Annotated in this window: 11 protein-coding genes; 8 read left to right on the plus strand and 3 right to left on the minus strand. The window is 70.5% G+C overall.

What is annotated here, in order from left to right:
* Positions 1-225 precede the first annotated feature (225 nt).
* A complete protein-coding gene (locus IOD14_RS24630) occupies positions 226-1,014 on the plus strand; it encodes an RNA polymerase sigma factor SigF (RefSeq protein WP_123986981.1) in 789 nt (262 codons plus the stop codon).
* Between the two features lie 16 nt (positions 1,015-1,030).
* On the opposite strand, the gene IOD14_RS24635 is transcribed toward IOD14_RS24630, so the two are convergent.
* Positions 1,031-1,363, minus strand: a complete 333-nt coding sequence (locus IOD14_RS24635; RefSeq protein WP_249126055.1) for an ANTAR domain-containing protein — start codon at positions 1,361-1,363, stop codon at positions 1,031-1,033.
* Positions 1,364-1,556: 193 nt separating this feature from the next.
* Between IOD14_RS24635 and IOD14_RS24640 the strand changes: the two genes are divergently transcribed.
* Complete coding sequence (locus IOD14_RS24640; RefSeq protein WP_123986983.1) at positions 1,557-2,360, plus strand: VOC family protein; 804 nt, start codon at positions 1,557-1,559, stop codon at positions 2,358-2,360.
* 96 nt (positions 2,361-2,456) lie between these two features.
* On the opposite strand, the gene glgX is transcribed toward IOD14_RS24640, so the two are convergent.
* The gene (glgX, locus tag IOD14_RS24645) at positions 2,457-4,553 is read right to left on the minus strand and encodes a glycogen debranching protein GlgX (RefSeq protein WP_212673387.1); all 2,097 of its coding nucleotides are present in this window, start codon (positions 4,551-4,553) and stop codon (positions 2,457-2,459) included.
* Positions 4,554-4,597: 44 nt separating this feature from the next.
* Positions 4,598-5,092, minus strand: a complete 495-nt coding sequence (locus IOD14_RS24650; RefSeq protein ID WP_123986985.1) for a pep a2 — start codon at positions 5,090-5,092, stop codon at positions 4,598-4,600.
* Positions 5,093-5,353: 261 nt separating this feature from the next.
* Here IOD14_RS24650 and IOD14_RS24655 point away from each other — a divergent pair, with 261 nt between their 5' ends.
* From IOD14_RS24655 to IOD14_RS24680, 6 genes are all read left to right on the plus strand, one after another.
* Positions 5,354-5,653, plus strand: a complete 300-nt coding sequence (locus IOD14_RS24655; protein WP_123986986.1) for a DUF5133 domain-containing protein — start codon at positions 5,354-5,356, stop codon at positions 5,651-5,653.
* Positions 5,654-5,728: 75 nt separating this feature from the next.
* A complete protein-coding gene (locus tag IOD14_RS24660) occupies positions 5,729-7,705 on the plus strand; it encodes an alpha-1,4-glucan--maltose-1-phosphate maltosyltransferase (protein WP_212671551.1) in 1,977 nt (658 codons plus the stop codon).
* Positions 7,702-9,420, plus strand: a complete 1,719-nt coding sequence (treS, locus tag IOD14_RS24665) for a maltose alpha-D-glucosyltransferase (protein ID WP_212671552.1) — start codon at positions 7,702-7,704, stop codon at positions 9,418-9,420. The genes IOD14_RS24660 and treS overlap by 4 nt, the downstream gene beginning before the upstream one ends.
* Before the next feature lie 26 nt (positions 9,421-9,446).
* Positions 9,447-10,805, plus strand: a complete 1,359-nt coding sequence (locus IOD14_RS24670; RefSeq protein WP_123986989.1) for a maltokinase — start codon at positions 9,447-9,449, stop codon at positions 10,803-10,805.
* Between the two features lie 3 nt (positions 10,806-10,808).
* Complete coding sequence (gene glgB, locus IOD14_RS24675) at positions 10,809-13,016, plus strand: 1,4-alpha-glucan branching enzyme (protein WP_212671553.1); 2,208 nt, start codon at positions 10,809-10,811, stop codon at positions 13,014-13,016.
* A gap of 108 nt (positions 13,017-13,124) precedes the next feature.
* Positions 13,125-14,213 (plus strand): glutamate--cysteine ligase, encoded by a 1,089-nt coding sequence (locus IOD14_RS24680; RefSeq protein ID WP_123986991.1) that lies wholly within the window; start codon positions 13,125-13,127, stop codon positions 14,211-14,213.
* Positions 14,214-14,290 lie beyond the last annotated feature (77 nt).

A 14,290-nucleotide genomic window follows, 5' to 3' on the forward strand; every position in this document is an offset into this window, starting at 1 on the left:
GAGGTATCTCTCCCAAGGCCTGGTCAAACACATATATGACGATCTGCCGTTTTTGTTTTGATTCACCCGGAAGCGGGAACATTCCAATCAGTGCTTCGGACAGGAGGCACGTCCGTGGGAGCCCGCCGAGCGGGCCCCGGATGTCCCTCGACGGCTTCTCAGGGTCCGACTGCGCGCGTCCCACGGTGTCTGTCCATCCAGCACCCGCTCAGGGAGGTGCGCGACATGTCCGTCGCCACCAGAACGAAGCCTCATCCGCACGACGACGCCCCCGATACCAACGCGGCGTTCGAGCGCCTGGCACAGCTTCCCGACGGTCCGCAGCGCAAGGCCCTGCGGGACGAGCTCGTGGAGCTCTGGCTGCCCATGGCCGAGCGGATCGCCGTCCGCTTCCGGGGCCGCGGGGAGTCCCTCGAAGACCTCTACCAGGTGGCCGCACTCGGGCTCGTCAAGGCCGTCGACCATTACGACCCGGCACGCGGCAGCGCCTTCGAGGCGTACGCGGTGCCGACCGTGACCGGCGAGATCAAGCGGCACTTCCGTGACCACATGTGGACGCTGCACGTGCCCCGGCGGGTGCAGGACCTGCGCAACCGGGTCCGGCAGGCCTCGAAGGAGCTCTCCCAGACGCCCGGGCGGGCGCCCAACGTCGCCGAGATCGCCGAACTGGCGCACCTGACCGAGGACGAGGTGCGCGCCGGCGCCGAGGCGCTGGAGTGCTTCTCGGCGCTGTCGCTGGAGGCGGAGATGCCCGGCACCGACGGCTACGCCCTGAGCGACGCCCTCGGTGGCCCCGACCCGGGCTACGACGTGGTCGTCGACCGGGTGGCCGTCGAGCCGTGCCTCAGGGCCCTGCCCGAGCGCGAGCGGACCATCCTGTACCTGCGCTTCTTCCGGGGCATGACACAGAGCGGCATCGCTGAGGAACTCGGCATCTCGCAGATGCATGTCTCGCGGCTGCTCAGCACGTGCTTCGCCCACCTGCGCGAAGAGGTCCTGGCCGACTCCGGCTGAGCCCCCGGACCCCGCGTCACCCGGGCGGCGCGCCCGGAATCTGTCGGGGGCCGTAGCGGTCGAGAGCCTCTTCGAGCGCCACGCGGATCTCCGGCGGCAGGTCTCCGGACCGTCCCCAGATGAGGATCAGGTCCGCGACGTTGCGCAGCTTGATGTTCGTGTGCTGGGAGACGTCCTTCAGTACTTCCCAGCCCTCGTCCGGGCCGATCCTGGCGAGCGCGACGACCATGCCGATGGCCTGGTCCACGACGGCGTGGGAGGCGACCGCTTCCTTGAGCTGGTCGACCTCCTCCTGCAGCGCGAAGATCCGGTCCGACTCGTCGGCGGGTTCGTTCGGTACGACGGGCACTCCTCCATCCTGGCACTCGGCCTCCCTCCTGGCACTCGAACGGGTCCCCGCCTCCGGGGCCGGCGCGGCCGGGCCGGCCATCGTTTCGGCGCCTCCCCGGGGGTACTCGGCAGGCGCCCGAGGCGGTTCCGGACAGAGACTGGTACAAGACCGCCCGGTGGCCGCCGGCCGACGAGAGCAGGACGCGACTGCCATGAACCACGATCCGAGACATCCCGCCGCGACCGCGGACGTCGTCTCCACCCACCATGTCTTCGGTGCCCCCTGCTGGGTGAGCCTGACCAGCCGCGACGAGCAGACCACGGAGGAGTTCTACGGTGCCGTCCTCGGGTGGGAGTGGAGGCCCGCGAAGCTCGGCGAGCGCTTCCGGGTCGCGCTGGCGAACGGCACGCCGGTCGCGGGGATCGCCGCGGTGGCCTCGATGTGGCAGATGGCGGTGGCCTGGACGCCGTACTTCGCGGTGCCCAGCGCGGACGAGGCGGTGGCCCGTGTGCAGGAGCGCGGCGGCACCCTGGCGGTCGGTCCGCTGTCCTTCCCGCCCGGCCGCGCGGCACTGCTCTCCGACCGCGACGGAGCGACCTTCGGCATCTGGGAGGGCGAGCTCGTCGCCAACTGGGAGGTCTGGCGACGGGCCCAGCCCGCCTTCGTGCGGCTGCACACCCGCGACGCGTTCGACGCCGCGATCTTCTACGGCGAGGTCTTCGACTGGGCCTCGGAACGGCCCGGCTGCTGCGAGGTGCGCTACGAGGGCGGCGAGGTGGTGCTGCGCAGCGGGGGCGCCGTGGTGGCGCGCATCGAGTCGGGGGCGCTGGGCTCCGCCCCCGATCCCGGTATCCGGCCGCACTGGCAGGTCCACTTCGCGGTCGCGGACGTGACCGCCTGCGCCAAGGCGGCGGAGGTCCACGGCGGCAGCGTGCTCTCGCACGACACCACCGAGGCCGTCCTGCGCGACCCCGACGGCGCCCAGTTCACGGTGACCTCACGCCGCACCCACTGAGCGCGAGGCCCCGACGGCCCACGCCGAACCCGGTCCCGCGCACCAGCTCGTCCGACATCCGGCCGCACGCCTCCTCGGGGCTGGGCGGGCCTTGCCTCACTCCCCCGCGCGGGACGGTCTCGACAGCAGGACCAGGCTGCGGGCCTCGACCGTCATCTCCGTGCCGGCCTTGTGTTCCGCCTCGTCGGCGCCCTGGGGCTCGGCCGTGTCGAGCACGGTCGTCCAGCGTTCGCCGTACGCGGGGTCCGGCAGCCGGAAGTCGACGGGTTCCCAGTGGCCGTTCAGCAGCAGCAGGAACGAGTCGTCGACCACCCGGTTCCCCCGCGGGTCGGGTTCGGCGATGGCGTCGCCGTTGAGGAAGACCCCGACCGCGTGCGCGTCGGAGCGCTGCCAGTCCTCCTCGGCCATCTCGCGGGCGTCCGGCAGCAGCCAGACCAGGTCCGGCAACGGCTGCCCCGCGTGGGTCACGGTCTCGCCCCGGAAGAACCGGCGTCGGCGCAGAACGGGGTGCGCCGCGCGCAGGCCGATCACCTGCCGCGTGAAGTCGGCCAGTTCGCGCTGCTCCTCGCTCAGCTCCCAGTCGATCCAGGAGACTTCGTTGTCCTGGCAGTAGGCGTTGTTGTTGCCCTGCTGGGTGCGGCCGAGCTCGTCGCCGTGGCAGAGCATCGGGATGCCCTGCGAGAGCAACAGGGTGGCCAGGAAGTTGCGCTGCTGCCGGGCCCGCAGCTCCAGGACGCCGGGGTCGTCGCTGGCGCCCTCGGCCCCGCAGTTCCAGGACCGGTTGGTGCTCTCCCCGTCCTGACCGCCCTCCCCGTTGGCCTCGTTGTGCTTGTCGTTGTACGAGACGAGGTCGCGCAGGGTGAAGCCGTCGTGCGCGGTCACGAAGTTGACGCTGGCGCGCGGCCGCCGCCTGCTGTGCTGGTACAGGTCGGAGGAGCCGGTCAGCCGGGAGGCGAACTCACCGAGCGTGTGCGGCTCGGCGCGCCAGAAGTCCCGTACGGCGTCCCGGTACTTGCCGTTCCACTCCGACCACAGCTGCGGGAAGTTGCCGACCTGGTAGCCGCCCTCCCCCACGTCCCACGGCTCGGCGATCAGCTTGACGCGGCTGATCACCGGGTCCTGCTGGATGAGGTCGAAGAACGCGGAGAGCCGGTCCACCTCGTGGAACTGCCGGGCCAGGGTGGCCGCGAGGTCGAAGCGGAAGCCGTCGACATGCATCTCGGTCACCCAGTACCGCAGCGAGTCCATGATCAGCTGGAGCACGTAGGGATGCCGCATCAGCAGGCTGTTGCCGGTGCCGGTGGTGTCGTAGTAGTGCCCCCAGTCACCGTCCACCAGACGGTAGTACGAGGCGTTGTCGATGCCCCGGAAGGACAGCGTGGGCCCCTTCTCGTTGCCCTCGGCGGTGTGGTTGTAGACGACGTCGAGGATCACTTCGAGGCCGGCCGCGTGCAGCGCCTTGACCATCGCCTTGAACTCGGTGACCTGCTGGCCGCGCGTGCCGTGGGCGGCGTAGGCGTTGTGGGGCGCGAAGAATCCGATCGTGTTGTAGCCCCAGTAGTTGGCGAGGCCGCGGTCCTGGAGCACCCCGTCGTGCACGAACTGGTGCACCGGCATCAGCTCGACGGCGGTCACGCCGAGCGAGGTCAGGTGCTCGATCACCGCGGGGTGGGCGAGCCCGGCGTAGGTGCCGCGCAGTTCCGGCGGGACGTCGGGGTGGGTGCGGGTGAGTCCGCGGACATGGGCCTCGTAGATCACGCTGTCGGCGTAGAAGCGCCTGGGCGGCCGGTCGTCGCCCCAGTCGAAGGCCGGGTCGGTGACCACGCCGAGCATGGTGTGCCCGGCGCTGTCGGCCTCGGGGGTGTACAGCGAGGGGTGGTTGTCCATCTGCCCGTCCACCGCCTTGGCGTACGGGTCGAGGAGCAGCTTCGCCGGATCGCACCGGTGGCCCAGCGAGGGCTGCCAGGGTCCGTGCACCCGGTAGCCGTAACGCTGCCCCGGCCCGACGCCCGGCACGAAGCCGTGCCAGACGAAGCCGTCGACCTCGGTCAGCGGGACGCCGGTGTGGGCGCCCCGCTCGTCGACCAGGACGAGTTCGACCCGCTCGGCGACCTCGCTGAACAGCGCGAAGTTGGTTCCCTCGCCGTCGAACGAGGCCCCCAGCGGGTAGGGGTGCCCGCTCCAGGCCGGCACCCGCTTCCCGTTCTTGTACGGCTTCTTCCTGGACGACGGCACGCTCAGCACCCGCCGTCGGCAGTGGCGGCGGCCAGGACCGCGACCGGCGTCTCGCGCGGCACCTGGAGCACCTCCCGCAGGCTGGGCTCGGGGGCCGTCGGCACGAGCGGGACGCGCCCGCCGGCGCGGGCCCGCTGCGAGAACCAGATGACCTTGCTGCCGGTGTCGGTGGCACAGCAGCCCCAGCCGTCGCTCATCGCGGCGATCCGTTCCAGGCAGCCGCGCAGATCCAGGTCCGGGCGCAGATCGCAGTCGTTCTCGGCGACGGCGGTGATGAGGTGCTGGCCGTTCCACCACAGCTCGATGGAGGTGTTCTTGTCCGTCGCGTGCTCGTCGATGGCCTTGAGCAGCAGTTCGGCACCACGGCAGACGGGCTCGACCAGGGTCTCCAGGTCCCAGAGCCGTAGATGGGCGGCCAGGATGCGCCTGACCTGCCCGACCCGTTCCGGGCTGACCTCCACGTCGAGGTGGTAGTAGCAGGGCACTGCGGTCTTCATCGTCGCTCGCTCCTCACCGGCGAAGCTCCCGCTCCTCCCGGTCCCCGCGGGACCGGGCCCCGAAAACACGGAGCGTGAGTGCTGATCGCTTCAGAGTCACTCCAGGGTGGGAGTGATACGCCATTCGTGCAACACGAGCGGTCACTGAGATGGAGGAGGTGATTGAAGGCCCAACAAGACGCTGAGTCGTTACACGTGCACCATGAGTGAAGATCTCGCGAGTCCCGGATCTGCTCCAGCCCTCGAAAGGTGAACGGCGCCATGCTGCTACCGGCCAAAGCCGAAGTCGCCAGGCAACTGCGGCGGTATCGCGCCTGGGAGCGCGTCATGCTGGCCTCCCCCGCCGACCGCACCGTCCGGGCCACCTTCGAGGACTCCGGCTACACGCTGTGCGTGCTGATGGGCAAGCGCTGCGCGCGCGAGGCGGCCGAGGCCGCCGAGCGCTATCTGCGCTCCAGCGTGGTGGCCTATCTGCAGGAGCAGAGCGACCTCCCCCGCGCGGGTGCCGTCGCCAGACGTGGTCCGCCGAGATCCGCGGAACGTTCCCCCGCGGGGAGGTAACACCCTTCCGGCGCAGCTTGGATCCCCGGCCGGGCGCAGTCAGCGCCCGGCCTCGAGCACGGCGGAGGCGAGAGCATGAGTTCCACCCCGGTCATCGGCCGCATCCCGGTACGGGACGTCCGCCCTGCCGTCGAGTCCGGCAGGCGCCCTGCGAAGGCGGTCGTGGGAGAGACCTTCGAGGTCACCGCGACGGTGTTCCGCGAGGGCCATGACGCGGTCGCCGCGAATGTCGTCCTGACCGACCCGGAGGGCCGGCACGGTCCGTGGACGCCGATGCGGGAGCTGGCCCCCGGCAGCGATCGCTGGGGCGCGGAGGTCACCCCGGACGTCGAGGGCCGCTGGACGTATCGCGTCGAGGCCTGGAGCGATCCGGTGGAGACCTGGCGCCGGGTCGCCCGCATAAAGGTTCCTGCCGGTATCGACACCGGTCTGGTCCTGGAGGAGGGCGCCGAGCTCCACACCCGGGCGGCGGCGGGCGTCCCGGAGGGCGCACAGCACGCGGTGCTGCTGGCCGCGGCGAAGACCCTCGCCGACGACTCGCTGCCGGTCGCCACCCGTCTGGCCGCCGCGCTGACACCGGAGGTGGACGCGGTGCTGGCCCGCCATCCGTTGCGGGAGTTGATCACGGCGTCGGAGACGCTGCCGCTGCTGGTGGAGCGGGAGCGGGCGCTGTTCGGGTCGTGGTACGAGTTCTTCCCGCGCTCGGAAGGCACGCCGGAGCAGCCGCACGGGACGTTCCGTACCGCGGCCCGGCGGTTGCCGGCGATCGCGGCGATGGGCTTCGACGTGGTGTATCTGCCGCCTATCCATCCGATCGGCGGCACCTTCCGCAAGGGCCGCAACAACACGCTGTCGGCCGGGCCGGACGATGTGGGGGTGCCGTGGGCGATCGGCTCGCCGGAGGGCGGCCATGACGCCGTGCACCCGGATCTGGGCACGATCGAGGACTTCGACTGGTTCGTCGGACAGGCCGCGGCGCAGGGGCTGGAGATCGCGCTGGACTTCGCGCTGCAGTGCTCCCCTGATCATCCCTGGGTGCACAAGCACCCGGAGTGGTTCCATCACCGTCCGGACGGCACGATCGCGTACGCGGAGAACCCGCCGAAGAAGTACCAGGACATCTACCCGATCGCCTTCGACGCGGATCTGGAGGGTCTGATCGCGGAGACGAGCCGGGTGCTGCGGCACTGGATGGACCACGGGGTGCGGATCTTCCGGGTGGACAACCCGCACACCAAGCCGGTCGTGTTCTGGGAACGGGTGATCGCCGGGATCAACGCCACCGACCCGGACGTGATCTTCCTGGCGGAGGCGTTCACCCGCCCGGCGATGATGCACACCCTGGCCCAGATCGGCTTCCAGCAGTCGTACACGTACTTCACCTGGCGCACCACCAAGCAGGAGCTCACCGAGTACCTGACCGAGCTCTCCGGTGAGGCGGCCTCCTACATGCGGCCGAACTTCTTCGCCAACACCCCCGACATCCTGCACGCCTTCCTCCAGCACGGCGGCCGGCCCGCGTTCGCGCTGCGCGCGGTCCTGGCGGCGACCCTCTCACCGACCTGGGGCATCTACTCCGGCTACGAACTCGCCGAGAACACCCCCCTGCGCGAGGGCAGCGAGGAATACCTCGACTCGGAGAAATACCAGCTCAAGGCCCGCGACTGGGACACCCCCGACTCCCTCGCCCCCCTGATCACCCAGCTCAACACCATCAGGCGCCGCCATCCCGCCCTCCAACGTCTGCGGAACATCCGCTTCCACCACACCGACAACGACGCCGTCATCGCCTACAGCAAGCGCGCGGGCGACGACACGGTTCTGGTGGTCGTGAACCTCGATCCGCACCACACCCAGGAGGCCACGGTCTCGTTGGACATGCCGCAACTCGGCCTGCAACGGCACGAGTCCCTGTCCGTCCACGACGAACTGACGGATGAGACCTATCACTGGGGCAGAGACAACTATGTGCGCCTGGATCCCGGCCGGGCGCCCGCGCACGTGTTCCAGGTCCGTAGGTCGGCGCCTCAGATCGGAGGATCCACAGCGTGACTGTCAACGAGCCCGTCCACGACACCTTCGAGGACACCCCCGCCAAGGACCGGGACCCCGACTGGTTCAAGCGCGCGGTCTTCTACGAGGTGCTGGTCCGCTCCTTCCAGGACAGCAACGGCGACGGTGTCGGCGACCTCAAGGGCCTGACCGCCAAACTGGACTACCTCCAGTGGCTCGGTGTCGACTGCCTGTGGCTGCCGCCCTTCTTCAAGTCGCCGCTCCGGGACGGCGGGTACGACGTCTCCGACTACACCGCCGTCCTTCCGGAGTTCGGTGACCTCGCCGACTTCGTGGAGTTCGTCGACGCCGCCCACCAGCGCGGCATGCGCGTGATCATCGACTTCGTCATGAACCACACCAGCGACCAGCACCCGTGGTTCCAGGAGTCCCGCAAGAACCCGGACGGGCCGTACGGCGACTATTACATGTGGGCCGACGACGACAAGCAGTACGAGGAAGCGCGGATCATCTTCGTCGACACCGAGGCCTCCAACTGGAGCCACGACCCGGTGCGCGGCCAGTACTACTTCCACCGCTTCTTCTCCCACCAGCCGGACCTCAACTACGAGAACCCGGCGGTCCAGGAGGAGATCCTGGCCGCCCTGCGCTTCTGGCTGGACCTCGGCATCGACGGCTTCCGCCTCGACGCCGTCCCCTATCTGTACGCGGCGGAGGGCACCAACTGCGAGAACCTGCCCGCCACTCACCAGTTCCTGAAGCGGGTGCGCCGCGAGATCGACGCGATGTACCCGGACACGGTGCTGCTGGCGGAGGCGAACCAGTGGCCGGAGGACGTCGTCGACTACTTCGGCGACTACCAGGCCGGCGGCGACGAGTGCCACATGGCCTTCCACTTCCCCGTCATGCCCCGCATCTTCATGGCCGTCCGCCGCGAGTCCCGCTACCCCATCTCGGAGATCCTCGCCAAGACCCCCGCCATCCCCTCCAGCTGCCAGTGGGGCATCTTCCTCAGGAACCACGACGAGCTCACCCTCGAAATGGTCACCGACGAGGAACGCGACTACATGTGGGCCGAGTACGCGAAGGACCCACGGATGCGCGCCAACATCGGCATCCGCAGGCGGCTCGCCCCCCTGCTCGACAACGACCGGGACACCATCGAGCTGTTCACCGCCCTGCTCCTGTCGCTCCCCGGCTCGCCGATCCTCTACTACGGCGACGAGATCGGCATGGGCGACAACATCTGGCTCGGCGACCGGGACGCCGTACGCACCCCCATGCAGTGGACCCCCGACCGCAACGCGGGCTTCTCCACCGCCGATCCGGGACGGCTCAACCTGCCGATCATCATGGATCCGGTCTACGGGCACCAGGTCACCAACGTCGAGGCCTCGATGGCCTCGCCGTCCTCCCTGCTGCACTGGACCCGCCGCATGATCGAGATCCGCAAGCAGAACCCGGCGTTCGGCCTCGGCACCTTCACCGAGCTCCAGTCCTCGAACCCGGCGGTGCTGGCCTTCCTCAGGGAGTACGAGGACGACCTGGTCCTGTGCGTGAACAACTTCTCGCGGTTCGCCCAGCCCACCGAGCTGGATCTCCGTGAGTTCAATGGACGGCACCCGGTCGAGTTGTTCGGCGGGGTGCGCTTTCCGGCCATCGGTGAACTGCCGTACCTGCTGACCCTCGGCGGGCACGGCTTCTACTGGTTCCGGCTCTCCCGAGTCGCATCCCGCATCGGCCGACGCCTGTGAGCGTGCCGACGAAAGGACGCGTCACCATGCCGAAGACCGCATCGATCAGCTCGAGACCCGTGCTCGCGACCGATCTCATGGCCTCGCTCGACGGGCTGCTGCGCCAATGGCTGCCGCGGCAGCGCTGGTTCGCGGGCAAGGACCGCCCGGTGAGCGAGCTCGAACTGCTGTCGACGACCGAGCTGTTCCCGGGCTGTCTGCATCTGCTGGTCCACACCGGTCACGGCGGGATGCCCGCACCCGGCGGCGCCCCGACGGGAGACTGCTACCAGTTGCTGCTCGGCGTGCGCAAGCACCTCTCGCCGCGTCTCGGCCGCGCCCTCATCGGCCGGGTGGAGCAGGGCCCGCTGGCCGGCCTCACCGTCTTCGATGCCCTGCACGATCCGCGCTCGGCCCAGCTGCTGCTGGAGCGGCTGCGGCATCCGGGCACCGCCGGCCCCCTGCGCTTCGAGCGCACCCCGTCGGCCCGGGTGCCCGCGGGCCTCCCGCCGCGGCTGCTGGAGGCGGAGCAGTCGAACTCCTCGCTGGTGTACGGAGACGAGCTCATCCTGAAGGTCTTCCGGCGCATCCAGCCCGGGATCAATCCGGACCTGGAGGTGCCCGCGGCGCTGGCCGCACAGGGCTGCCGTCGGGTGCCGACCCCGGTCGCCTGGTTCAGGACCACGCAGCCGCAGGAGGCGACCCTCGGCGTGCTCCAGCCCTATCTGCGCGACGCGTCCGACGGCTGGGCACTGGCCCTGCAGGCGCTGGCCTCGGGTGACGACTTCACCGTGCAGGCGCACGAGCTCGGGCGGGCCATGGCCGAGGTGCACCTCGCGCTGGCCGCCGCCTTCCCCGGCAGCGGCCACGACGACAACGGCGCCACGGCGGCCGCGATGACCGAACGGCTGGACTCCGCCGCGCACAGCGTGCCGGCGCTGCGGCCGTTCGTCCCCGGGCTGCGCGGTGCCTTCGGCGCGCTCGCCACCTGCGACTCCGGGCCCCCCGCGCAGCGCGTCCACGGTGATCTGCATCTGGGGCAGGTGCTGCGGGCGGGCCGTGAGTGGTTCGTCATCGACTTCGAGGGCGAACCGTCCCGCCCGCTCGCCGAACGGTGCACCGCGCAGTCCCCGGTGCGGGACATCGCGGGCATGCTGCGCTCCTTCGACTACGCGGCCCGGCAGCGCCGGCCCTGGCGGCCGGAGTGGGCGCGCCGCTGCCGGGAGGCCTTCTGCGGGGGCTATGCCGCCCTCGCCGGGTGGGACCCGCGCAAGAAGCACGGCCTGCTGCGCGCCTACGAGACCGACCGGGCCGTCTACGAGGTCCTGTACGAGGCACGGCACCGCCCCGACTGGCTGCCCGTGCCGATGGCGGCGATCGAACGCCTCGCCGTGAGAGGAGACTGAGCCGTGGCCCTGCGCGACACCACACTGCCCGAGCCGTCCGGACCGGCGCACTGTGCCCCGGCCCCGGCGCTCGACCCCGCGGACCGGGGCCGGCTGCTGGCCGGTGCCCACCACGATCCGCACGCCCTGCTCGGCGCCCACCCGGCCGCGGGCGGGATCGTCTTCCGCGCCCTGCGCCCCTTCGCCCGCGCGGTGAGCGTCGTGATCGACGGCGAGCGCAGACCGCTGGCCTCGGAGGGCGACGGCCTGTTCTCCGGTCTGCTGCCCCTCGCCGCGATCCCCGACTACACCCTGCTGGTGTCGTACGCGGACGGCGAGCAGGAGGTGCACGACCCCTACCGCTTCCTGCCCGCGCTCGGCGAGACCGACCTCCATCTCATCCGCGAGGGCCGCCACGAACAGCTGTGGAAGGCGCTCGGCGCCGAGCCGATGACCCACGAGGGGGTGACCGGCACCCGTTTCGCCGTCTGGGCTCCGAACGCCCAGGGGGTCCGGGTGGCCGGGGAGTTCACCTTCTGGGACGGGCAGGCCTTCCCGATGCGCTCGCTCGGCTCGTCCGGGGTGTGGGAGCTGTTCCTGCCGGGGATCGGCGAGGGCGCCCGCTACAAGTTCGAGATCACCTCGCGTCGCGGCGACCGGTTCCTCAAGTCCGACCCGATGGCGCGCAGCACCGAGGTGCCGCCCGCGACCGCGTCCGTGGTGACCTCCTCGCACTTCGAGTGGAACGACCAGGAGTGGATGGCCCGACGGGGCGAGGTGCCGGTGCACCAGGCGCCGTTCTCGGTGTACGAGGTCCATCTTCCGTCCTGGCGCAAGGGATCGACGTACCGTCAGCTGGCCGAGGAGCTTCCTTCCTATGTGAAGGACCTCGGCTTCACCCATGTCGAGCTGATGCCGGTCGCCGAGCACCCCTTCGGCGGCTCCTGGGGCTACCAGGTCACCGGGTTCTACGCGCCGACCTCCCGGCTCGGCACCCCCGACGACTTCCGGCATCTCGTGGACGCCCTCCACCGGGCGGGCATCGGCGTGATCATGGACTGGGTGCCTGCCCACTTCCCCAAGGACGACTGGGCGCTGGCCCGTTTCGACGGGGAACCGCTGTACGAACCCGGAGACTCCCGGCGGGCCGAGCACCCGGACTGGGGGACGTACGAGTTCGACCTCGGGCGCGTCGAGGTGCGCAACTTCCTGGTCGCCAACGCCGTGTACTGGTGCGAGGAGTTCCACATCGACGGCCTGCGCGTGGACGCGGTCGCCTCGATGCTGTACCTGGACTACTCGCGCGACTCCGGCCAGTGGAGCCCCAATGTGTTCGGGGGCCGGGAGGATCTCGCGGCGGTCGCCTTCCTCCAGGAGATGAACGCGACCGTGTACCGCCGGGCACCCGGTGTCGTCACGATCGCCGAGGAGTCCACGGCCTGGGACGGCGTGACCCGGCCCACGGACAGCGGGGGCCTGGGCTTCGGCCTGAAGTGGAACATGGGCTGGATGCACGACTCGCTCGGCTACATCAGCCATGAGCCGGTGCACCGCAAGTACCACCACAACGAGATGACCTTCTCGATGGTGTACGCCTACAGCGAGAACTACGTCCTGCCGATCTCCCACGACGAGGTCGTCCACGGCAAGCAGGCCCTGGTGTCGAAGATGCCGGGCGACTGGTGGCAGCAGCGCGCCAACCATCGCGCCTACCTCGGCTTCATGTGGGCCCACCCGGGCAAGCAACTCCTCTTCATGGGGCAGGAGTTCGCCCAGGGCGCCGAGTGGTCCGAGGCCCATGGGCCCGACTGGTGGCTGCTGGACCCGCAGTACGGGGCCGAGGCCGACCACCGGGGCGTCCGCGATCTCGTGCGCGATCTGAACACCGTCTACCGCGCCACCCCCGCCCTGTGGGAGCGCGACACCGACCCCGGCGGTTTCCGGTGGGTGGTCGGGGACGCGGCCGAGGACAACGTCTTCGCCTTCCTCCGCTTCGACGCGGCGGGCGGCCCGTTGCTCGCGGTCTCGAACCTCTCCCCCGTCGTGCGCGAGGACTATCGCCTCACCGTCCCCGAGGGCCTCCCCCTGTGGCAGGAGTCCCTCAACACCGACGCCGCCCGGTACGGCGGCGGCGACATCGTGCGGCGGGACCCGGTCAAGGCCGAGGACGGGGCGCTGCGGCTCACCCTGCCGCCGCTCGCGACGGTGTGGCTGGTCCCGGTGCCCGACTGAGGTCCGGGGGCGACACGGAGGTGTCCGACCGTCTCGAAGGGGCAGTCGGGGTCGTACGAGAACGAGCATCCTCGTCGTCGCAGGGGGCCACAGAAGGGGCAGCATCACGTGCGCACCGTCGGAGTGGAGGAGGAACTCCTCCTGGTCGACCCCGAGACCGGCGAGCCGCAGGCGCTGTCCGCGGCCGTGCTCGCGCGGGCCGCGCAGGACGAGCCGGGCCAGGAGGTCTTCGAGAAGGAACTGCACAACCAGATGGTGGAGTTCGCCACCCACCCTCAGTCGGGCATGGACGAGCTGCGCGCGGAGATCGTGCGCTGCCGCAAGGAGGCCGCCCGGCTCGCCGGCGACAGTGGTTGCGCCGTGGTCTCCCTGGCGACCTCACCCCTGCCGGTCAGCCCGTCCGTGGGTGTCGGCCGCCGCTATCAGTGGATGGCGGAGCAGTACGGCATCGCCACCCAGGAGCAGCTCGTCATGGGCTGCCATGTCCATGTGTCCGTGGAGTCCGACGAGGAGGGCGTCGCCGTCGTCGACCGGATCCAGCCCTGGTTGACCGTGCTGGCCGCGATCAGTGCCAACTCGCCGTTCTGGCAGGGCAAGGACACCGGTTACAGCAGTTACCGCAGCCGGGTGTGGCAGCGCTGGCCCTCGGCCGGTCCGACCGAGCCGTTCCGCTCCGCGGAGCGCTATCACCGGCGGGTCGCGGGCATGGTGGCGACCGGCGTCATCCTGGACGAGGGGATGATCTACTTCGACGCCCGGTTGTCCCGGAACTTCCCCACGGTGGAGATCCGGGTCGCGGACGTCTGTCTGCACGCGGACACCGCCGCGCTCCTGGCCACCCTCGCCCGCGGGCTGGTGGAGACGGCCGCACGCGAGTGGCGGGCCGGCACGGAGGCGGAGACGCACAGCGTGAGCCTGCTGCGGCTGGCGGCCTGGCGGGCTGCGCGCTCCGGCCTGTCGGAGGAGCTGCTCCACCCGGCGACCATGCACCGCATGCCCGCCGAGACGGTGGTGCGGGCCCTGCTGGAGCACGTCGAGGACGCGCTGGCCGACAGCGGTGACCTGGACCGGGCCCGCGAGTCCTGCGCCGAACTGCTGCGGCACGGCAACGGCGCCCGGGTCCAGCGCGAGCTGCTGGAACGCACGGGGAGCCTGCGCGACGTGGTCACCGAGTGCGTGCGGCTGACCCAGACATAGGTCTCACAGGGCCGGGACGAGCGCGTACACCAGGGCGAACGCGGCGTGTGACTCATGCGGTCGGAGGGCCCCGATCT

The organism is Streptomyces sp. A2-16 (genome assembly GCF_018128905.1).
GTDB lineage: Bacteria > Actinomycetota > Actinomycetes > Streptomycetales > Streptomycetaceae > Streptomyces.

What these genes read in the sequence shown, in the direction of transcription:
- IOD14_RS24630 (WP_123986981.1), top strand. Translation starts at nt 226, where the DNA reads ATGTCCGTCGCCACCAGAACGAAGCCTCATCCGCACGACGACGCCCCC.
- IOD14_RS24640 (WP_123986983.1), top strand. Translation starts at nt 1,557, where the DNA reads ATGAACCACGATCCGAGACATCCCGCCGCGACCGCGGACGTCGTCTCC.
- IOD14_RS24650 (WP_123986985.1), bottom strand. Translation starts at nt 5,092, where the DNA reads ATGAAGACCGCAGTGCCCTGCTACTACCACCTCGACGTGGAGGTCAGC.
- IOD14_RS24655 (WP_123986986.1), top strand. Translation starts at nt 5,354, where the DNA reads ATGCTGCTACCGGCCAAAGCCGAAGTCGCCAGGCAACTGCGGCGGTAT.
- IOD14_RS24660 (WP_212671551.1), top strand. Translation starts at nt 5,729, where the DNA reads ATGAGTTCCACCCCGGTCATCGGCCGCATCCCGGTACGGGACGTCCGC.
- IOD14_RS24670 (WP_123986989.1), top strand. Translation starts at nt 9,447, where the DNA reads ATGCCGAAGACCGCATCGATCAGCTCGAGACCCGTGCTCGCGACCGAT.